The sequence below is a fragment of the Mesorhizobium dulcispinae genome, assembly GCF_033977345.1.
GTDB lineage: Bacteria > Pseudomonadota > Alphaproteobacteria > Rhizobiales > Rhizobiaceae > Mesorhizobium > Mesorhizobium dulcispinae.
This window is the reverse complement of record NZ_JAVIIY010000001.1, coordinates 580671-597918: the sequence shown is the minus strand read 5'-3', so window position 1 is coordinate 597918 and position 17248 is coordinate 580671. Positions and strand designations below refer to the sequence as shown.

Here is a 17248-nt window from a genome sequence, read left to right as displayed (position 1 = left end):
AAAACGGCCCCGGTCAACAAGCGACACCCGGCCGAAGCGCCGGTATTCATCAAGCGCTATCGCTCCTTGATTAGGGCCGAATTGTGACAGGTTCCGCGGTGGTAAGGAAGCGCGAATTGTTTGAACAGGATCGCTGTTCGGACGGCCTCCGGCTGCGCAAAAACGCAGCCGGGTTCAGCTCGAAATGCCGGCGAGAAGCTGGCCATAGGCGCTCTTGGCGACGTCCGACAGGCGCTCGCGCGGCAGCGAGCCGACGACGGCGCAGCCATAGCCTTTATCCAGCCAATAGACTGCCTGGGGTCCGTCCGCTTCCGCCGAGTAAGTGCCCTTGGCGGCCTCGGACGATTCGGCGGTGACGAAGAGCGAGATGCGCTCGCCCTTGGCGTCCTCGTAAAGCAACATCGCGGCTTTGCCGTGCTCGCCGGAAGGCAGCAGCCGCCCACCGACGAGCTCGAAGCCCTGGGCCACGAGATCGGGCGCCACCAGCTTCAGCCCAACCCGGTTGGACAGCCAGGTCTGCAGATGGTCCTTGTCGCTTGCCGGCACCTCGACCGCATGACGCTTCTCGGCGGCGTAGATGACATGGGCGGCGATTGCCTGCTCGACGAGCTGGTCGTCGCTGTTGTCGCTTCGGCCGATGCCGTCGATGCCGGCGACATAGCCACTGATGCCGCCAACCATCAGCACGACGGCGGCGGCCGCCGAGAGCCACCAGCGCGAACGCCAGGCGGGCCCCCGCGCCGGCGCTTCGCCAAACACCGCCTGCCTCAGCCTTGCCGGCACGGGTTCGTCCATCACGCCGGCCAAGGCGGCGCGGAGCGCCGCGTGGTCGGCGATATAGCGGGCGCTCTTCGCCTTCATCTCGGGATTGGCCTCGAGCCAGGCGTCATAGGCCATGCGCTCCTCGCCCGGCAGCTCGCCATCGAGGGCCATGTGGATATCGCGTTCAGTGAAATCGCGCCGGGTCATCGCTCGACTATCCTTATAGAGCGGCGGCGCGAGGAGTCGTCCAGCAGGCCGCGCAGTTCCTCGCGGCCGCGCGCTATGCGCGACATCAGCGTGCCGGCCGGCACGCCGAGAATATTGGCGGCCTCGGCATAGGAAAAGCCTTCAATGGCGACCATGACCAACGCCGCGCGGCGATCGGGGCTGATCGCCTGCAGCGCGTCCATGATCTCGCGCGAGGCGACGGTCTCGACCTGATCGGCGGGCGCGGACTGGGCTTCGCCGGCTTCGAGAGGCAGCATCGCCGCCTCACCGCGCCGGTTCACCTTCCGCATCTGGTCGATGAACAAGTGATGCATGATCGTAAACAGCCACCTCCTGGGGCTTTCTCCAGTCTGCCAGTTGTCGAGCCGCACAAGCGCCCGCTCCAGGCAGTCCTGGACGAGATCGTCGGCGGAATCGCGGTCGCGCAGCAGCGAACGCGCATAGCGCCGCAGACGCGGTATCTCGCTCAGGATCGCTGCCTTCTTGTCGTCCATGACCGCTTGTTTCGAGGTCGTTTTCCATCCGATTGAACGCGCCTTCCCGGCGCGGCGCAAGCAGCCAGCGCGAAGCGGACCACCCGCTCCGGTACCCAAGCACCTTAACAACGCCGGCGGATGGCTGTTTATTCCCAATTCAAAGGCAAGGGCCTTGAATAACATAGTTACGCACGATACGTATAATACGTAAACTACGTATGAGGTGACTGATGAAGCAATTCACCTTTTCAGATATGAACCGCGCGTCCGGCGAAATCCTGGAAACGGCGATGATCGAGCCTGTCGCCCTCACAAAACGCGGCAAGGAGAAGCTGGTCATACTGTCAGCCAAGCAATACCGGCAACTCGTCGCCTCGCCTCGTGCCGTCGCCTACACGCTCGAAGATGCGCCGGATGAGGTCCACGACGAACTTATGTCGGGTTTGGAGTCCATCATAACCGGCGAAAAGCCGGATGCTTAAGCCCGGCGATCTGCTTCGATACTATTATCTATGGGCGCGTCAGGCTGACGTTGGCGAAGAATCCGGCCGCAAAGCACGACCCGTCTGTATCGTGGTCAGAACGCCAACTACGCCGGCCGCGTTGTTCCTATTTCCGCTCACCTCGCAGAGGCCAGATCGGTCGCGAACCCATATTGCTATCAGTGAGATCGAGTGCCGCAGGGGTGGCCTCGACTTTCCGTCATGGTTGATCCTCGACGAATATAATCGCGTACGGATGGACGAAGCTTACGATCTCGTCACGACGAAGCCGATCGGTTCTTTCAGCCCGGCATTTGTTCGCAAGATTGCGGGTCTCATCAAGGAGGCTGCCGGACAGCGCCGCCTGCGCGGCGTAGTCCGAAGATAGCGGGTTGTCACCTCTCTCTCGCCGCCCTGGTCAGCAGCCGCTGGTAAAACAGCCCGATGCCGATCAGCACTGCGCCCAAGCCGATGAAGGACAAGGCGCGCAGTACGCCTTCCAGCTCCGACATGTCGAAGAGGAAGACTTTCAGCACCGCCACCGCGATCAGCACGGCCGAGGCGATGCGCAGCACCTGCGACCGCAGCCAGACGCCGGCGGTGAGCAGCGCCACGCCGATGACCAGCCAGAGCGCCGAATAAGTGTAGGTCTCGAGCTGGCCGAGCCCGCTCCACAGGCCGATGAACTCGCCCTTGAACAGGCGCCGGACCGACAGCGTCGCATAGGCGAAGGCGAGCAGCGACGCGACCAGCGCCAGCATCGCCGCATACCACCGCGGGCGCTTGTCGCGGACATAAAGCGCCAGCGCACCGGCGGCGACAGCCGGCAGCAGATAGGCGAGGAACAACAGGTTGAAGAACGGAATGGTGCCGGTCGATTCATCCGTCACCAGCGGGTTCAGCACCGCGAAATGCTGGATGACGATCAAGCCGGCGGAGATCACGCCGGCGGCCATCGAGCCATAGCGCAGCACCGAGCTCGGCGAGCGCAGATCGATGGCGACGAGGATGGCGCCGGCGCCGAGCGCGATCAGCGTGTAGATCGCCTGTTCGGCAAGGGTGACGGGGCCGGTGTCGATGACGCCGCCATGCATGGCGTGGCGCACCAGCATCGCAACGGCAAGCAGTGCGAACAGCGCCGAGGCCGCCTCCATGGCAAGCCGCGGCCGGCCGTTGGTGGTGCGCGCGAGCTGCCAGGCGGCGAAGCCGAAGGCGAGCGCCGGCACGCCATAGCCGGGCAGCAGCCAGTTGAAGACCGGCGTTCTCGACAGCGCCGCCGCACCGACGATGGTCGGATCGAAGGCGACGCGCACGAGCACGGCAACCGCCGCGCCCACCGCGAGCCAGCCCAGCACCGGATAGGAGCGCCAGCGTGTGGCAAGCGCCGGCACGACAGCGGCGGCGCCAAGCAGCACCGTCGTCCAGCCGGACCCGAAGGCCATGTGCAGCATCAGCAGCCCGGAAACGCCGGCGCCGGCGAGCGCGAAGGACACCGCCGGACCGCCACTGAGTGGCGGTTCCTCGCCACGAGCGATCCACTCGCCACCGGCGGAGAAAAGGAGCGCCAGCAGCAGGGCCGGCAACGCGTAGCCGAGATCGTGATCGATATCACCGAAGGTCAGCCAGAGCGCCGTAAGCACGACCAGCGGCGCAATCACGCCCCATGCCGCCCAGGACGCAGCACGAACGTGTGCCGCGGCCGCGAAGCGGCGCGCGGCCCAGAAGCCGGCGGCGATGAAGATAACGCCGAGCGCGACGCCGATGCGGAAGGTCAGCGTGTCGGACGTCGCCAGCGGTTCCGCGCCCAGGCCGACATCCAGCGCATCGGCGCCGATGGTGGCGGGCGGGATGATGCCGAGATAGATCAGCACCGTCGCCAGGCCGGCGGCGAAGACCAGCGGCAGCGCGCGCGGCCGGTAGAGCGCCGCCGCCACAAGGGCTGCAAGCAGCACCGCGCCATGCAGGGCATCGCCCGCCTTGGCAAACACCGGATCGACCGACAGCCCGAGCGCGGTCAGCGCAACGAAGAAGCCGGGCGCGATCGAAGGCCAGTCGAAGCCCGGCTCCACTTCATCACGCCGACTAAGCCAGACGAAGGTGAGGACGGCGAGCGTCGCCAGGCTGATGAACAGCACCGCGGCAAGGTTCACCTCCGGCGCATCGGTCATGTAGAGGATGGTCCAGATGCCGGTGCCGGCGAAGGCCGCCGCGACAAGCGCCTTCCAGTCGCGGATGCGGGCTATCGCGGCAGTGGCGGCAAGCACGATCGCCAGATAGACGAACAGCGCCCAAGGATTGGGCGCTTGCGAAGCGACGAGCGCCGGCGTGACCATGGCGCCGACGAGGCCGATGCCGGCCAGCGCCAGGCCGTGGACCAGCGAGGCGGCGATGGCCGCGACGCCGATGGCGCCGAGCAGCGTGAAGGCGAGCGCCGGACCGATGAAGCCATAGATGCCGTGCGCGGCATAGACGGTGCCGAACAGGATGAAGGCGCCGGCCGCTGTCAGGATCGACGGGATATAGGCGCCAGCCGCACCTTGCACCGGCACCCTGAAGCCAGTGCGGCGGATGAACTCGGCGCCGCCGACCAGAACCAGGCCGAGAATGCCGGCCATGGCGAGGCGCACGCCGGGGCCGAAGATGCCGGCCTCGATCGTGTAGCGGATCAGGAACAGGCCACCCAGCGCCAGCGCGACGCCGCCGACCCAGACCGCCCAGCGCGTGCCCAGCGCCGTCTCGACATCGCGCGCGGCCATTGCAGGCGCAGCCGCTTCGGCCGGCGCGGCAGGTTGCGCCGATTGTGCCGGCTCCGCGGGTTCGGACGGAGTCCCCCCGCCCGCTTGGGCCGGTGCCTCGGCTCTTGGAGCATCGGGCGTCGTGGCAGCGGCTTCGTCCGGGGCGGCTTCAGTTGCCGGCGGCGCGGCAAACGTGACCGCTGCGACCGGCGCCTCGGCTGGCGCGCCTTCCGTCGCCTCGCCCGTCTTGGGCGTGGGCTGCGGAACACCCGAAAGGACCAGGCTGCGCAGGGCGCCAAGCTCGCGCTCGATCAGGCCGATGCGGGTTTGCTGGCGTGAAATGATGACGAATAAAGCGATGACGGCGGCAATGGCAATCAGGCTGAAAAACATGGCGGTTTCCCCTCAAAACCGTGCCAGTCGTGGCCGACAAATGCGGCAATGAGACGGCTATCGAAATCAGCGCCTTGCCGGCCTGCAAGGTCGAGCATGTTTCGGCGCCTGGAGCAATTCCAGGAAAAGTGTGTAGCGGTTTTCCGCCCGGAATTGCGTAAAAAAGAGTTGGAGCGGTTCAGCGATTTCTGCCAGACGCTGAACCGCTTCAACACCAGCAACTTGAGGCTTTATCCAATGGCGATACGTCCAAACGGCTGAGACTCGGGCCGAGAAACTACCTGCCGCCGGCCGCGAAATACTCGTGCTATTCTTACACGCTGGAACAGCCAAGAGGATAATCGATGCCGCAACGAAGCGCAGGCCTGCTGATCTACAGGCGAACCGCCGGTGTGTTCGAATTTCTGCTGGTCCACCCCGGCGGACCGTTCTGGGCAAGGAAGGACGAAGGCGCCTGGTCGATCCCGAAGGGGCTGATCGGCGACAAGGAAGATGAGCTTCAGGCCGCCCGCCGCGAGGCCGAGGAAGAACTCGGCATCGCCATCAACGGTGATTTCCAGCCCGTCGGCAGCTACAAGCAGTCGGGCGGCAAGGTCGTGATCGCCTGGAGCGTCGAAAAGGACATCGATGTAGATGCCGTCAGGAGCAACACATTCACCATGGAATGGCCGCCGAGATCGGGCGCCATAAGGGAATTTCCCGAAGTAGACAAAGCCGGCTGGTTCTCGCTTCCCGAAGCCGGGCTCAAGATCCTGAAGGGCCAGCGCGCAATCCTCGACGATTTTCTGGGACGGCGGGGCGCCGATTAGCTGCTCGCCCTATCCGCCGGCTATCGCCTTCGCCGCCGCCTGATGCCGGCGCAGTGCGGCGAGGAAGCCGGCACGGGCGTCGGGCGGCTCCAGGCCGCGCGGCTCATAGACATGGCGGGTGAAGAAGAAGCCGGTCAGCCGGAAGGCGTCCTCCAGCGCCGCTTGATCGGCGCGCAGGCCGGAGCCGCGCTGCAGGAAGGCAGGCAGCGCCAGCATCTTGTCGCGCCAGGGCTCGCCCGCGGCGCGCGAGACCGCGCGTCCGGATTTCGGCGAGACATAGGCGAGGTCCTGCCGCGTGCCGGTCGCGGCGCATTGGCTGAGATCGAGGCCGAAGCCGAGCTCATCGAGGATCAGCAGTTCGAAGCGCGCCACCAGCTCGCCCGCGGCATCGGCATCGTCGAGATGGGAGATCATCACGGCAAGAGCCTCGTAGAGGCCGCCATGGGCATCGCGCTCGGGCAGAAGCCTGAGATGCGCGGCCATGGTCTGCAGCCCGTAGACGGCGACGGCGCTGTCCATCAGCCGGGCGGCGTTCATCTCGATCGCCTCGGCCTGGAAGACGCCGAGATGCTCGTCGAGCCGCGCCCGCCACAGAAGGTCGACGCGATTGCCGGGCTGCAGCACCGGCTGCTGCTTGCGCGAGCGGCCGCCGCGCACAAGGCCCAGATGACGGCCATGCGCGCGCGTCATCACCTCGAGGATGGCGCTGGTTTCGCCATGCCTGCGTGTGCCGAGAATAATTCCCTCGTCGCGCCATTCCATGGGCGGAGCTTTTCACCTGTTGCGCGGCGAAATCAAGATTTTGGTATCTGGCCCGCGATATGTGCTGACATCAGCCAAGGAATGTCGCTGCATCACGCGCAGCGTTGGTGGTCGGCAAGCACCTCGTCGATCACCAGGCGCTGCCTTTCGACCTCGGCCTGGTTGGCATCGTGTCCGGCAACGGTGATCAGCGCCTTCCACAAGGTCCAGCCGCGGCCGCGCGCCCAGGTCGCGTCGTCGACGGCGATGCGGTCGCGAAACGCTTGCCGGCTTTCGCCCTCGAAGAAGGTCCAGGCGATCGCCAAGTCGCAGGACGGATCGCCGACACCAGAGGTGCCGAAGTCGATCACAGCGATCAAGCGACCGTCTTCGACCAGCAGGTTGCCTGAGGCGACATCGCCGTGGAACCAGACCGGCGGACCGCGCCAATCGGCGGCAAGGGCTGCTTCCCAGACAGCGGTGGCGGCCTGCGTATCGATCTCGCCTTCGAGCGTGGCGATGGCCCGCCTCGCCTCGTCGTCATAGACGGTCAGCGGACCGCCGCGATAAAAATTATGCTGGCCCGGCCACGGTCCGCCGGCCGGATCGATCCGCTTCAGCGCGATCAGGAAATCGGCGAGCGTCGTCGCGAACGCGCTGAGATCGGCGATGCGTGCGGTCTTCGCCGTCTCGCCGTCGATCCAGCGGTAGACGGACCAGTGCCACGGATAACCATCCGCCGGCTTGCCCATGGTGAGCGGCACCGGGATCGGCAGCGGCAGAAGCGGCGCGAGCTTCGGCAGCCAACGATGCTCCTTCTCGACCTGCAGCGAATAGGGAGCCGCACTCGGCAGCCTGACCGTCATTTCATCGCCGAGATGGAAGGTGCGGTTGTCCCAGCCGCCGAACGCGACCGGGTTCACCGGAAGATGCCGCCATTGCGGAAATTGCGAGTCGACCAGCCGGCGCACGAGATCGGTGTCGATGTCTATCTTTGGACTATGCATGTCGGGTCTCGAAACTGCCGGGCGGCATTCCTAACCGACATGCGTCAATGGGGAAACTCCAGTCCCATCTCGCGATAGCGCTCGGGGTCGTCGCCCCAATTCTCGCGCACCTTCACGAACAGGAAGAGGTGCACTTTCTGCTCGAGGATTTCGGCGATCTCGGTGCGCGCGGCCTGGCCGATGGCGCGGATCGTCTCGCCCTTGTGGCCAAGCACGATCTTCTTCTGGCTGTCGCGCTCGACATAGATGACCTGCTCGATGCGCACCGAGCCGTCCTTCTTCTCTTCCCATTTCTCGGTCTCGATATGCGAGGAATAGGGAAGCTCCTGATGCAGTCTCAGATAAAGCTTTTCGCGGGTGATCTCGGCCGCGAGCTGGCGCATCGGCAGGTCGGAGATCTGGTCCTCCGGATAGTACCAGGGACCAACGGGAAGCGTCCCGGCGAGATAGTCGAGCAAATCCTTGCAGCCGGAGCCGGTCAGCGCCGAAACCATGAAGGTACGCTTGAACGGCACGCGTTCGTTCGCTGCCGCGGCCAGCGCAAGAAGCGTCTCCGGCTTGACGCGGTCGACCTTGTTGAGGACGAGCAGCATCGGCTGCTGAACGTCCTTCAGCCGGTCGAGGATGGCGTCGGCATCGCCCCTGATGCCGCGTTCGGCATCGATCAAAAGCACCACGACATCGGCGTCCTTGGCGCCGCCCCAGGCGGTGGTGACCATCGCCGTGTCGAGACGCCGCTTCGGCTTGAAGATGCCCGGCGTGTCGACGAAGACGATCTGCGCGTTCTCATGCGTGGCGATGCCGCGCACGATCGCGCGCGTCGTCTGCACCTTGTGGGTGACGATCGAGACCTTGGCGCCGACCAGCTGGTTGACCAGCGTCGACTTGCCGGCATTGGGCGCGCCGATCAGCGCGACGAAGCCGGAGCGCGTGGCGGGTGCTTCAGGAGTTTCGGTGCCGATCATGCAGCGCTCCATACGCCTTCGCGCAGCAGCAGCGCTGCCGCGGCCGCCTGCTCCGCCTCGCGCTTGGAACGGCCGCTGCCGATCGCCGGCGCAAAGGGGCCGACCTTGACGCTGACGGTGAACAGCGGATCGTGGTCGGGGCCTTCACGACCGTCGACCCGGTAGGCCGGGACGGCGCCCGACGCCGCTTGGTGCGCCCATTCCTGCAATTCGGTCTTGGCGTCGCGGCGAGCGGCGCCTATCGCCTGCGAGCGCGGCTGCCAGTAGCGATGGATGAACGCGCGGGCAGTCTCAAGGCCGCCATCCAGGTAAAGCACAGCAATCAGCGATTCCAGCGCGTCGGCGCGCAGGTTGGTTCGCTTGCGGCCCTCGAGGTTGCGCACGTCGGAGCCGGCGCGGACCAGCTCCGGCAGGCCGATCTCCTCGGCGATCTCGGAGAGCGCTTCGGCGTTGACCAGCGCGTTGAGGCGCAGCGAGAGCTCGCCCTCGGCGGCCTCGGGAAAGGCGGCGAGCAACATGTCGGCCACGACGAGGCCGAGAACGCGGTCGCCCAGGAATTCGAAGCGTTCGTAGTCGACGCCGGCATGGGTCGAACGCGCGCTGGCATGGGTCAGCGCGCGTTGCAGACGCTGGCGGTCGGCGAAGACGTGGCCGGTGCGCTCGACAAGCGCTTCGGCAAGGGCATCGGCGGTCAAACGCTTGGTGGCCGCCATGACCTTAGTGGACGAGATGGAACAGGCGCCCGGCGCGCATCAGCGACGGCCACTTCCAGATTTCCAATGGGCTTGCGCCATCGGCGATCGAGAAGAAGATGACGTTGGCACGGCCGACGAGGTTCTCGGCCGGCACGAAACCGACGGTGAAGCGGCTGTCGGAGGAGTTGTCGCGGTTGTCGCCCATCATGAAATAGTGACCGGGCGGCACGTCGAACTCGCGCGTGTTGTCGCCGATCGAATTGGGCGTCAGGTCGAGCGTGTCATAGGTGACGCCGTTGGGCAGCGTCTCGCGATAGACATCGACGGGACGGTCGACCTCAGTGATATCGGGATTGTCGATCTGGCCGACCTTTTCGCGCGGCACGGGGGTGCCGTTGATCGAGAGCTGGCCGTCCTTGACCTGGATCTTGTCGCCGGGCAGGCCGACGACGCGCTTGATGTAGTCGACGGACGGATCCGGCGGGAACTTGAACACCACCACGTCACCACGCTTGGGCTCCGAGCCCCAGATGCGGCCGGAGAAGATGTTGGGTCCGAACGGCAGCGAGTAGCGCGAATAGCCATAGGCCCATTTGGTGACGAACAGATAGTCGCCTTCGAGCAGCGTCGGCCGCATCGAGCCGGACGGGATGGAGAAGGGCTGGAACAGCAGCGTGCGGATCACGAGCGCGAGCAGCAGAGCCTGGATGATGACGGAGAAGGTTTCGCCAAGCCCGCCGGATTTCTTCTGCGATTTTTCAGCCACGCTCATGTCGTCCTCGATTGTGCGTTGGTTGGTATAGAGTCTCGGCGCGCGCTGGGCAACGTCATGCCGCCCGTGGTCAGATGGAATCAATGTGGCGCTTGTTCGGCGGGCACTGCCTCGATGATCACAAAGGCTTGAGCAAGCGGAAAATCGTCGGTGATGGTGAGGTGGATCAGCGCACGGTGGCCCTTGGGCAGGATTTTTTCCAGCCTGACGGCAGCGCCGCCGGTGAGCGCCATGGTGGGCGCGCCGCTAGGCAGATTGACCACGCCCATGTCGCGCCAGAACACGCCCTCGGCCATGCCGGTGCCCAGCGCCTTGGCGCAGGCCTCCTTGGCGGCGAAGCGCTTGGCGTAGGAAGCGGCGCGGGCCGCCCGCTTCTCCGACTTCGCCTGCTCGACCTCGGTGTAGATGCGCTGGATAAAGCGCTGGCCATGCCGTTCCAGCGACTTCTCGATGCGTCTGATGTCGATCAGGTCGCTGCCGATGCCGATGATCATTCCGCGGGGACTTCCCGTCCGCCATGCGGGGGCTTCTTCTTGGCCCGCTCGGCCATGCGCCGCTGCCGCTGCTCGCGGAAAACGGTCATGCCCCAGCGCGTGACGCCATAGAAGATGAGCCCGAAGATCAGGCCGAGCGGCACCGCGCCGAGAAGCATGGGCTCCAGGATCGGATGCCACAACTTGGCGAAGGAAAGTGTGTGCATCATTTCGCCGAGATGCTCGGGCGGTCCGTGCTTGGGCAGCCGCTCATGCAGGATGAGCTTTCCGGTTTCCCAGGACGCGCCCCAGAGCAGCGGGAAGGTCAAAGGATTGCCGAAGAACACCGCGCCGAGTGCCGCGGCCACAAGATTGCCGGCGATGACCCAGCAGATGACGGCGGCAATGACGAAGTGGAAGCCGAGCGGGAAGAAGGACGCGAAAACGCCCGCCGCGACGCCGGCGGCGACGGAATGAGGCGTCGCTTTCAGCCGCAGAATGCGCTTGGAGAAATACTGAACGGAGCGCGAAAAGGAGCGGCGCGGCCACAGGTAAGTACGCACCCGCTCCAGGAGGCCATCAGGCTCTCGGCGTCGAAAAAGCACTCTGTTTCAGTTCCCGGTCCAACACGCGCTCCCCTGCCATCCGGGTAGCGCCAACATATCTTGCGCTCCGAGGGCGCAGGAAGGCAACAAAACTTTGATATAGCGATTGCCAGGCCACGGAACAACGAAACGACGCCGCGATGGTCTGCCGCAGAGGTAACAAGAGCGCCATTCTGGCGAAACTGAGGAAATGAACCGGGATGCGACGCCGATGATCGCCATTCGACCGGCACGGGCCGACGACGCCGAAGCATTGCCGGAGATCGAGCAGTCCGCCGGGCTGGCGTTCCGCACCGTCCCGGACCTCGCCTGGCTTGCCGATGGAGACAATGTGAGCGCCGAGCGGCATCGCGCGCTGATCGCCGAAGGCGCATGCTGGGTTGCCGCCGACGACCAGGACAAGCCCGTCGGCTTCCTGAGCGCCGGGATCGAAGGCGGTGCGCTGCACATCTGGGAGCTCGACGTGCGCCTCGACCGGCAAGGCTCCGGCATCGGCCGCGCCCTGCTTGAACGGGCGATCGAGGACGCCAGGCGCCGCTGTCTGGCGGCGGTGACGCTGACCACATTTCGCGACGTCGCCTGGAATGGGCCTTTCTACCGCAAGTTCGGATTTCGCATTCTGGAAGGCACCGAGATCGACCAGCGCCTTGCCGGCCTGCTCAATGACGAGGCCGAACACGGCATGCCGGCCGAGCGGCGCTGCGCCATGCGGCTCGATCTGAGCCGCTCTTAAGCCGGATACTCGCTGACCTCGACCAGATTGCCGTCGGGATCGCGGAAATAGACCGACATCATCCTGCCGCGGGCGCCGATGCGCTCGACGGGACCGACTTCGATCGCCACGCCGTTGGCCGCGAGGCTGGCGCGGATATCGGCAAGAGGCACCGCCGTGACGAGGCAGAAATCGCCGGAGCCCGGCGTCGGCGCCTTTGCCTTCGGCTCGAAGGTGCGGCCGACCTCGTGCAGATTGATCTTCTGCGTCCCGAACAAAAGCGCGGTCGGCCGGTTCGGTTCATCGAGCCGCCGCATGCCCAGCACGCGCTGGTAGAAGTCGCAGGTCGCTTCGACCGAGCGGACCGTCAGCACGACATGATCGATGCCGGCGATCATCGCGACCCCGCTGCACGCCACTGACGAAGAGATTCAAACAGCGCGCTCAAGTGGTTGTTTTTGCGCATGGCGACTTCAGATGTTGCGACTGCCGGGCTTGACGGCTGGAATGGCGGCAAGTTCCGGCGGCAGGCGGTCCGGCGGATAGGCCGGGACCTCATATTCGGCGAGCGCGATCAGCGGCACTCCGACATCGGTCTTGCCGGCCGAGCGGTCGATGATGCAGGCCGCCGCCACCACCTCGGCGCCGATTTCGCGCAGGCATTCGATGGTCTCACGAATCGAAAGACCAGTGGTGACGATGTCCTCGACGATGACGACGCGCGATCCCTTGTCGATCTCGAAGCGGCGCAGCCTGAACTCGCCCCCTTCCCGCTCGACCCAGATCGCCGGCGCGCCGAGATGGCGCGAGGTCTCGTAAGCCGGGATCAGGCCGCCGACGGCCGGGCCGACGACGTAGTCGATCCTGCCCGGCACAGCTTTTCGGATCTTCTCGGCCAGCGCCTTGCACAGGCGCTCGGTCTTGTCGGGATGCATGAAGACGCGCGCCTTCTGCAGGAAGACCGGGCTGCGCAGGCCGGACGTGAGAATGAAATGACCTTCGAGAACCGCGCCGGCCTCGCGGAATATGCCCAGCACTTCTTCGGTGTTCATCCCTTTCCCCATTCATCGTTCATCGTTTAACCGTTCACGCGCCGCGCATCGCTGACGCTCGAATTGTCCTTCAGCTGCGACAGCAGCCGGTTGAGATGCTTCAGATCCCAGACCTCGAGGTCGATCAGCATCTCGGTGAAATCGGGCGCGGTTCGCACCATCGACAGCGTGTGGATGTTGGCGTCGTTGGACGCGACGACCTGGGCGATGTCGGCGAGCGATCCCGGCGCATTGATGGCGGTGACCGAGATGCGGGCCGGGAAGCGCTCCTTGGTGCTCTCGTCGATGTCCCAGCGCACGTCGATCCAGCGCTCGGGCTGGTCGTCGAAGGCCTGCAGGGCCGGCGACTGGATCGGATAGATGGTGATGCCGGTTCCCGGCTGGATGATGCCGACGATGCGGTCGCCGGGCACCGCCCCTTCCGGCGCGAAGCGCACAGGCAGATCGCCGCGCACGCCGCGGATCGGCACCGCGCCGTCGCGCTGCTGGTCCTTGCCCTTGCGTGCGGCGCGGCCGGGCATCTGGAACAGCATGCCGGCGGCGTTGCGGATCTTCGACCAGCCCTCCTCGCGCTGCTTGGGCGCCGCGACCGTGACGCGCTCGTCCTTGTAGTCGGGGAAGACCGCCTTCATGACGTCGGTCGAGGCAAGCTCGCCGCGCCCGACGGAGGCCAGCACGTCCTCGATGTCCTTGCGCGCCAGCCGGTGCAGCACCGGCTTCAGGCTTTCCTTGGTGAAGTTCTTGCCGGCGCGTTCGAAGGCGCGTTCGAGGATGCGAGCGCCGAGCCCGGAATATTGCTTGCGGATGGCGTTCTTGGTGGCGCGGCGGATGGCGGCGCGCGCCTTGCCGGTGACGACAACCGATTCCCAGGCGGCGGGCGGCACCTGCGCCTTGGAGCGGATGATCTCGACCTCGTCGCCGTTCTTCAATTCCGTCATCAGCGGCATGATGCGGCCGTTGACCTTGGCACCGACGCAGGTGTCGCCGACATCGGTGTGGACGGCGTATGCGAAGTCGATTGGGGTGGCGCCGCGCGGCAGCGCGATCAGCATGCCCTTGGGCGTGAAGCAGAACACCTGGTCCTGGAACAGCTCCAGCTTGGTGTTTTCCAGGAAATCCTCGGGGTTATCGCCTTCGGCCAGCTGCTCGATGGTGCGGCGCAGCCAGGCATAGGCGTTGGTCTCCTTGGAGATCGCGTGCGCGGCGCCATTCGTCTTTCCGCCGGTATCCTTGTAGATCGAGTGCGCGGCGACACCGTATTCGGCGATCTTGTTCATCTCGCGGGTGCGGATCTGCAGTTCGACGCGCTGGCGCGACGGACCGACGATGGTGGTGTGGATCGAGCGGTAGTCGTTCTGCTTCGGCGTCGAGATGTAGTCCTTGAAGCGGCCGGGCACCATCGACCAGGTGGTGTGGATGGCGCCGAGCGCGCGGTAGCAGTCCTCGACCGTGTCGACGACGACGCGGAAGCCGAAGATGTCGGAGAGCTGCTCGAAGGAAAGCGCCTTGGCTTCCATCTTGCGGAACACCGACCACGGCTTCTTCTGCCGGCTTTTGACACTGGCTTTGATCGCATGCTTTTCGAACAGGCCCGACAGCGCCTTCTCGATCTCGTCCAGCACGCCTTTGTTGCGCTCGAAGATTTCAGCCAGCCTGGCAGTGACGGCGCGATAGGCCTCCGGATTGATATAGTGGAAGGCGATCTCTTCCAGTTCCTCACGCATGCCTTGCATGCCCATGCGGCCGGCGAGCGGCGCATAGATGTCCATCGTCTCCTCGGCAATGCGCAGGCGCTTGGACTCGGGCATATGGTCGAGCGTGCGCATGTTGTGCAGGCGGTCGGCGAGCTTGACCAGGAGAACGCGGATATCCTCGGAGATCGCGAGCAGCAGCTTGCGCAGGTTCTCCGCCTGCTCGGCCTTCTTGGAAACGAGGTCGAGCTTCTTCAGCTTGGTCAGGCCCTCGACCAGCTTGCCCATTTCGGGGCCGAACAATTCATCGATCTCGGCCCGGGTCGCGGTCGTGTCCTCGATCGTGTCGTGCAAAAGGGCAACCGCGATGGTCGCCTCGTCCATGTGCATCTCGGTGAGGATGGCGGCGACTTCCAGCGGATGCGAAAAATAGGGATCGCCCGAGGCGCGCTTCTGGTGGCCATGCTTCTGCATGGCGTAGACATAGGCCTTGTTGAGCAGCGCCTCGTTGACGTCAGGCTTGTAGCGCTGCACGCGCTCGACAAGCTCATACTGACGCATCATGGGCGGGATCTCGCGGTGCTGAAATGATTGATGCGCCGCACCTAGGTGCGACGCATCCCATAGATAGCCACGAAAGTGACGATACGGAAGTGCCGGATGCTTGATCCAGCAACCTTCGGAAGAACTTAGTAGTCGTCGCTCTTTTCCGGCGGCACCAGACCCTCGATGCCGGCGAGCAGGTCTTCCTCGCTCATCCGGTCGAAGGCGATGTTCTCTTCGGCATCGTCGGTGTCTGCGGCGGCGGTGGCGGCGCCGGTCTGATCGGCGATCGCCTCGCCGTCGGCCTCCGGCTCGTCGACCTCGACATGCTTCTGCAGCGAGTGGATCAGGTCTTCCTTGAGGTCGTCGGGCGACAGCGTCTCCTCGGCGATCTCGCGCAGTGCAATGACGGGATTCTTGTCATTGTCGCGAGGAACGGTGATCTGCGCGCCCTGGCTGATCTGGCGGGCACGGTGGCCGGCAAGCAGCACGAGCTCGAAACGGTTGTCGACCTTGTCGATACAATCTTCAACGGTTACGCGGGCCATGGACTGCCCCTTTCATGCGTGGATTTGATGGAAAACTGGCGGGCTCCATAACAAGGACGCCGCCGAAATACAAGCTTTATGGCGGCAACGCTGAAGCATGAACCCTTGCCCGGCTCAATACCGGGCTTCACCTCACGCACATAGTGCCGATCACAATTGCTTGCAATGCGCCTCCTCGCCCTTGGATATCCATAAATCTGGCGTTATCTCGGATGAGACGGCAAGAGGGACCATTACCGGGCCTGCCCGTCGCGTCCATTTAGACGACAGAAATTTTTGAAAAGGGATATTTTTCAATGTTCGATCCTCGTGAAAAGATCGCCCTTTTCATCGACGGCGCCAATCTCTACGCCACCTCGCGGGCGCTGGGCTTCGACATCGACTACCGCAAGCTTCTGTCGAGCTTCCAGAAGCGCGGCTACCTGCTCAGGGCCTATTACTACACCGCGCTGGTCGAGGATCAGGAATATTCCTCGATCCGGCCGCTGATCGACTGGCTGGACTATAACGGCTTCAAGGTGGTGACCAAGCCCGCCAAGGAGTTCACCGACTCGACCGGCCGCCGCAAGATCAAAGGCAACATGGATATCGAGCTGACCGTCGATGCGCTGGAGCTTGCCGATGTCGTCGACCACTATGTCATCTTCTCCGGCGACGGCGACTTCCGTACGCTGGTCGAGGCGCTGCAGCGTCGTGGCCGCAAGGTATCGATCATCTCGACGATGGCCTCGCAGCCGCCGATGATCTCCGACGATCTGCGCCGTCAGGCCGACCATTTCATCGACCTGATGACGCTAAAGAACGAAGTCGGCCGCGATCCATCGGAGCGGCCGGTGCGCCGGCCGGAGCCGGCTGAAGCCGACGAAGACGATTATTGAGAGCGGCGACCTTGAGCGCCGCGCCCTCCCCCGAACCCGGCCGTGACTGTCCGCTCTGCCCGCGGCTGCACGACTTCATCGCCGCCTGGCGCGAGCGCGAGCCGGGCTGGTTCAACGCGCCGGTGCCGACCTTCCTGCCGCCGGAGGGCGAGGATGCCGTCAGACTGCTGATCGTCGGGCTGGCGCCCGGCCTGCGTGGCGCCAACCGCACCGGGCGTCCCTTCACCGGCGACTATGCCGGCGACCTGCTCTACGGCACGCTGATTGCTGAAGGCCTGGCGCGCGGCGAGTTCAAGGCCAGGCCCGATGACGGGCTAGAGCTCGTAGGCACCGCGATCACCAATGCCGTGCGCTGCGTGCCGCCGGAGAACAAGCCGGTCGGCGCCGAGATCGCCACCTGCCGCACCTTCCTCAAACCGACCATCGCGCGCTTTGCCAATCTGCGCGCCATCCTGACGCTTGGCTCGATCGCGCATCAGTCGACCGTGCGGGCGCTGGGCGGGCGCGTCGCCGCCCTTCCGTTCCGCCACGGCGGACGCCAGGAGGCCGGCGGCATCACGCTGTTCTCCAGCTATCACTGCTCGCGCTACAACACCAACACAGGCGTGCTGACCGAAGAGATGTTCGTCAACGTCTTCAAGGAAATCGCGGCGTTCCTGCAAGGCTGACGGGACAGCCGGC

Annotated in this window: 21 protein-coding genes; 7 read left to right on the top strand and 14 right to left on the bottom strand. The window is 65.0% G+C overall.

Annotated elements, in window-relative coordinates:
* Window positions 1-174: 174 nt before the first annotated feature.
* Together RFN30_RS02695 and RFN30_RS02690 are read right to left on the bottom strand one after the other, a co-directional pair.
* Complete coding sequence (locus RFN30_RS02695) at window positions 175-969, bottom strand: anti-sigma factor family protein (RefSeq protein WP_320260583.1); 795 nt, start codon at window positions 967-969, stop codon at window positions 175-177.
* On the bottom strand, window positions 966-1484 hold the full coding sequence (locus RFN30_RS02690; RefSeq protein ID WP_126085039.1) for an RNA polymerase sigma factor: 519 nt from the start codon (window positions 1482-1484) through the stop codon (window positions 966-968). Before RFN30_RS02690 ends, RFN30_RS02695 begins: the two co-directional genes overlap by 4 nt.
* 212 nt (window positions 1485-1696) lie before the next feature.
* Here RFN30_RS02690 and RFN30_RS02685 point away from each other — a divergent pair, with 212 nt between their 5' ends.
* Window positions 1697-1948, top strand: a complete 252-nt coding sequence (locus tag RFN30_RS02685) for a type II toxin-antitoxin system prevent-host-death family antitoxin (RefSeq protein ID WP_320260582.1) — start codon at window positions 1697-1699, stop codon at window positions 1946-1948.
* The gene (locus RFN30_RS02680; protein ID WP_320260581.1) at window positions 1941-2336 is read left to right on the top strand and encodes a hypothetical protein; all 396 of its coding nucleotides are present in this window, start codon (window positions 1941-1943) and stop codon (window positions 2334-2336) included. Before RFN30_RS02685 ends, RFN30_RS02680 begins: the two co-directional genes overlap by 8 nt.
* Before the next feature lie 7 nt (window positions 2337-2343).
* Here RFN30_RS02680 and RFN30_RS02675 read toward each other — a convergent pair whose 3' ends face one another.
* On the bottom strand, window positions 2344-5076 hold the full coding sequence (locus RFN30_RS02675; protein ID WP_320260580.1) for a DUF2339 domain-containing protein: 2733 nt from the start codon (window positions 5074-5076) through the stop codon (window positions 2344-2346).
* Between the two features lie 96 nt (window positions 5077-5172).
* On the opposite strand from RFN30_RS02675, the gene RFN30_RS02670 reads away from it, so the two are divergent.
* A complete protein-coding gene (locus tag RFN30_RS02670; protein ID WP_320260579.1) occupies window positions 5173-5337 on the top strand; it encodes a hypothetical protein in 165 nt (54 codons plus the stop codon).
* Window positions 5338-5420: 83 nt separating this feature from the next.
* On the top strand, window positions 5421-5885 hold the full coding sequence (locus tag RFN30_RS02665) for an NUDIX hydrolase (protein WP_320260578.1): 465 nt from the start codon (window positions 5421-5423) through the stop codon (window positions 5883-5885).
* Between the two features lie 9 nt (window positions 5886-5894).
* Here RFN30_RS02665 and recO read toward each other — a convergent pair whose 3' ends face one another.
* The 7 genes from recO to RFN30_RS02630 form a co-directional block, all read right to left on the bottom strand.
* Window positions 5895-6647 (bottom strand): DNA repair protein RecO, encoded by a 753-nt coding sequence (gene recO / locus RFN30_RS02660; RefSeq protein ID WP_320260577.1) that lies wholly within the window; start codon window positions 6645-6647, stop codon window positions 5895-5897.
* A 92-nt stretch (window positions 6648-6739) separates the two neighbouring features.
* The gene (locus RFN30_RS02655) at window positions 6740-7633 is read right to left on the bottom strand and encodes an aminoglycoside phosphotransferase family protein (protein WP_320260576.1); all 894 of its coding nucleotides are present in this window, start codon (window positions 7631-7633) and stop codon (window positions 6740-6742) included.
* A 44-nt stretch (window positions 7634-7677) separates the two neighbouring features.
* Complete coding sequence (gene era, locus RFN30_RS02650) at window positions 7678-8610, bottom strand: GTPase Era (RefSeq protein ID WP_430698528.1); 933 nt, start codon at window positions 8608-8610, stop codon at window positions 7678-7680.
* A complete protein-coding gene (rnc, locus tag RFN30_RS02645; RefSeq protein WP_320260574.1) occupies window positions 8595-9311 on the bottom strand; it encodes a ribonuclease III in 717 nt (238 codons plus the stop codon). The genes era and rnc overlap by 16 nt, the downstream gene beginning before the upstream one ends.
* Before the next feature lie 4 nt (window positions 9312-9315).
* The gene (lepB, locus tag RFN30_RS02640; RefSeq protein WP_320260573.1) at window positions 9316-10065 is read right to left on the bottom strand and encodes a signal peptidase I; all 750 of its coding nucleotides are present in this window, start codon (window positions 10063-10065) and stop codon (window positions 9316-9318) included.
* A gap of 80 nt (window positions 10066-10145) precedes the next feature.
* Window positions 10146-10559: a holo-ACP synthase gene (acpS, locus tag RFN30_RS02635; RefSeq protein ID WP_320260572.1), complete on the bottom strand. Its 414-nt coding sequence runs from the start codon at window positions 10557-10559 to the stop codon at window positions 10146-10148.
* Entirely contained in the window at window positions 10556-11143 is a 588-nt protein-coding gene (locus RFN30_RS02630) for a DUF2062 domain-containing protein (RefSeq protein ID WP_320260571.1), read from the bottom strand. The genes acpS and RFN30_RS02630 overlap by 4 nt, the downstream gene beginning before the upstream one ends.
* Before the next feature lie 190 nt (window positions 11144-11333).
* On the opposite strand from RFN30_RS02630, the gene RFN30_RS02625 reads away from it, so the two are divergent.
* Window positions 11334-11876 (top strand): GNAT family N-acetyltransferase, encoded by a 543-nt coding sequence (locus tag RFN30_RS02625; protein ID WP_320260570.1) that lies wholly within the window; start codon window positions 11334-11336, stop codon window positions 11874-11876.
* On the opposite strand, the gene RFN30_RS02620 is transcribed toward RFN30_RS02625, so the two are convergent.
* The 4 genes from RFN30_RS02620 to rpoZ form a co-directional block, all read right to left on the bottom strand.
* Window positions 11873-12253, bottom strand: a complete 381-nt coding sequence (locus RFN30_RS02620; protein WP_320260569.1) for a VOC family protein — start codon at window positions 12251-12253, stop codon at window positions 11873-11875. The genes RFN30_RS02625 and RFN30_RS02620 overlap by 4 nt on opposite strands.
* A gap of 75 nt (window positions 12254-12328) precedes the next feature.
* Entirely contained in the window at window positions 12329-12907 is a 579-nt protein-coding gene (pyrE, locus tag RFN30_RS02615) for an orotate phosphoribosyltransferase (RefSeq protein WP_320260568.1), read from the bottom strand.
* A gap of 26 nt (window positions 12908-12933) precedes the next feature.
* Complete coding sequence (locus tag RFN30_RS02610; RefSeq protein WP_320260567.1) at window positions 12934-15162, bottom strand: RelA/SpoT family protein; 2229 nt, start codon at window positions 15160-15162, stop codon at window positions 12934-12936.
* A 125-nt stretch (window positions 15163-15287) separates the two neighbouring features.
* Window positions 15288-15689, bottom strand: coding sequence for a DNA-directed RNA polymerase subunit omega (gene rpoZ, locus RFN30_RS02605; protein ID WP_040972027.1), 402 nt, complete (start codon window positions 15687-15689; stop codon window positions 15288-15290).
* Window positions 15690-15985: 296 nt separating this feature from the next.
* Between rpoZ and RFN30_RS02600 the strand changes: the two genes are divergently transcribed.
* Together RFN30_RS02600 and RFN30_RS02595 are read left to right on the top strand one after the other, a co-directional pair.
* Entirely contained in the window at window positions 15986-16567 is a 582-nt protein-coding gene (locus tag RFN30_RS02600) for a LabA-like NYN domain-containing protein (protein WP_066997475.1), read from the top strand.
* Window positions 16564-17235 (top strand): uracil-DNA glycosylase, encoded by a 672-nt coding sequence (locus RFN30_RS02595; RefSeq protein ID WP_430694707.1) that lies wholly within the window; start codon window positions 16564-16566, stop codon window positions 17233-17235. The genes RFN30_RS02600 and RFN30_RS02595 overlap by 4 nt, the downstream gene beginning before the upstream one ends.
* Window positions 17236-17248: the final 13 nt, after the last annotated feature.

What these genes read in the sequence shown, in the direction of transcription:
- pyrE (WP_320260568.1), bottom strand. Translation starts at nt 12,907, where the DNA reads ATGAACACCGAAGAAGTGCTGGGCATATTCCGCGAGGCCGGCGCGGTT.
- acpS (WP_320260572.1), bottom strand. Translation starts at nt 10,559, where the DNA reads ATGATCATCGGCATCGGCAGCGACCTGATCGACATCAGACGCATCGAG.
- RFN30_RS02685 (WP_320260582.1), top strand. Translation starts at nt 1,697, where the DNA reads ATGAAGCAATTCACCTTTTCAGATATGAACCGCGCGTCCGGCGAAATC.
- RFN30_RS02670 (WP_320260579.1), top strand. Translation starts at nt 5,173, where the DNA reads ATGTTTCGGCGCCTGGAGCAATTCCAGGAAAAGTGTGTAGCGGTTTTC.
- RFN30_RS02680 (WP_320260581.1), top strand. Translation starts at nt 1,941, where the DNA reads ATGCTTAAGCCCGGCGATCTGCTTCGATACTATTATCTATGGGCGCGT.
- RFN30_RS02665 (WP_320260578.1), top strand. Translation starts at nt 5,421, where the DNA reads ATGCCGCAACGAAGCGCAGGCCTGCTGATCTACAGGCGAACCGCCGGT.
- rpoZ (WP_040972027.1), bottom strand. Translation starts at nt 15,689, where the DNA reads ATGGCCCGCGTAACCGTTGAAGATTGTATCGACAAGGTCGACAACCGT.
- recO (WP_320260577.1), bottom strand. Translation starts at nt 6,647, where the DNA reads ATGGAATGGCGCGACGAGGGAATTATTCTCGGCACACGCAGGCATGGC.
- lepB (WP_320260573.1), bottom strand. Translation starts at nt 10,065, where the DNA reads ATGAGCGTGGCTGAAAAATCGCAGAAGAAATCCGGCGGGCTTGGCGAA.
- RFN30_RS02655 (WP_320260576.1), bottom strand. Translation starts at nt 7,633, where the DNA reads ATGCATAGTCCAAAGATAGACATCGACACCGATCTCGTGCGCCGGCTG.
- era (WP_430698528.1), bottom strand. Translation starts at nt 8,610, where the DNA reads ATGGAGCGCTGCATGATCGGCACCGAAACTCCTGAAGCACCCGCCACG.
- RFN30_RS02600 (WP_066997475.1), top strand. Translation starts at nt 15,986, where the DNA reads ATGTTCGATCCTCGTGAAAAGATCGCCCTTTTCATCGACGGCGCCAAT.
- RFN30_RS02695 (WP_320260583.1), bottom strand. Translation starts at nt 969, where the DNA reads ATGACCCGGCGCGATTTCACTGAACGCGATATCCACATGGCCCTCGAT.
- rnc (WP_320260574.1), bottom strand. Translation starts at nt 9,311, where the DNA reads ATGGCGGCCACCAAGCGTTTGACCGCCGATGCCCTTGCCGAAGCGCTT.
- RFN30_RS02620 (WP_320260569.1), bottom strand. Translation starts at nt 12,253, where the DNA reads ATGATCGCCGGCATCGATCATGTCGTGCTGACGGTCCGCTCGGTCGAA.
- RFN30_RS02625 (WP_320260570.1), top strand. Translation starts at nt 11,334, where the DNA reads ATGAACCGGGATGCGACGCCGATGATCGCCATTCGACCGGCACGGGCC.
- RFN30_RS02690 (WP_126085039.1), bottom strand. Translation starts at nt 1,484, where the DNA reads ATGGACGACAAGAAGGCAGCGATCCTGAGCGAGATACCGCGTCTGCGG.
- RFN30_RS02610 (WP_320260567.1), bottom strand. Translation starts at nt 15,162, where the DNA reads ATGATGCGTCAGTATGAGCTTGTCGAGCGCGTGCAGCGCTACAAGCCT.
- RFN30_RS02675 (WP_320260580.1), bottom strand. Translation starts at nt 5,076, where the DNA reads ATGTTTTTCAGCCTGATTGCCATTGCCGCCGTCATCGCTTTATTCGTC.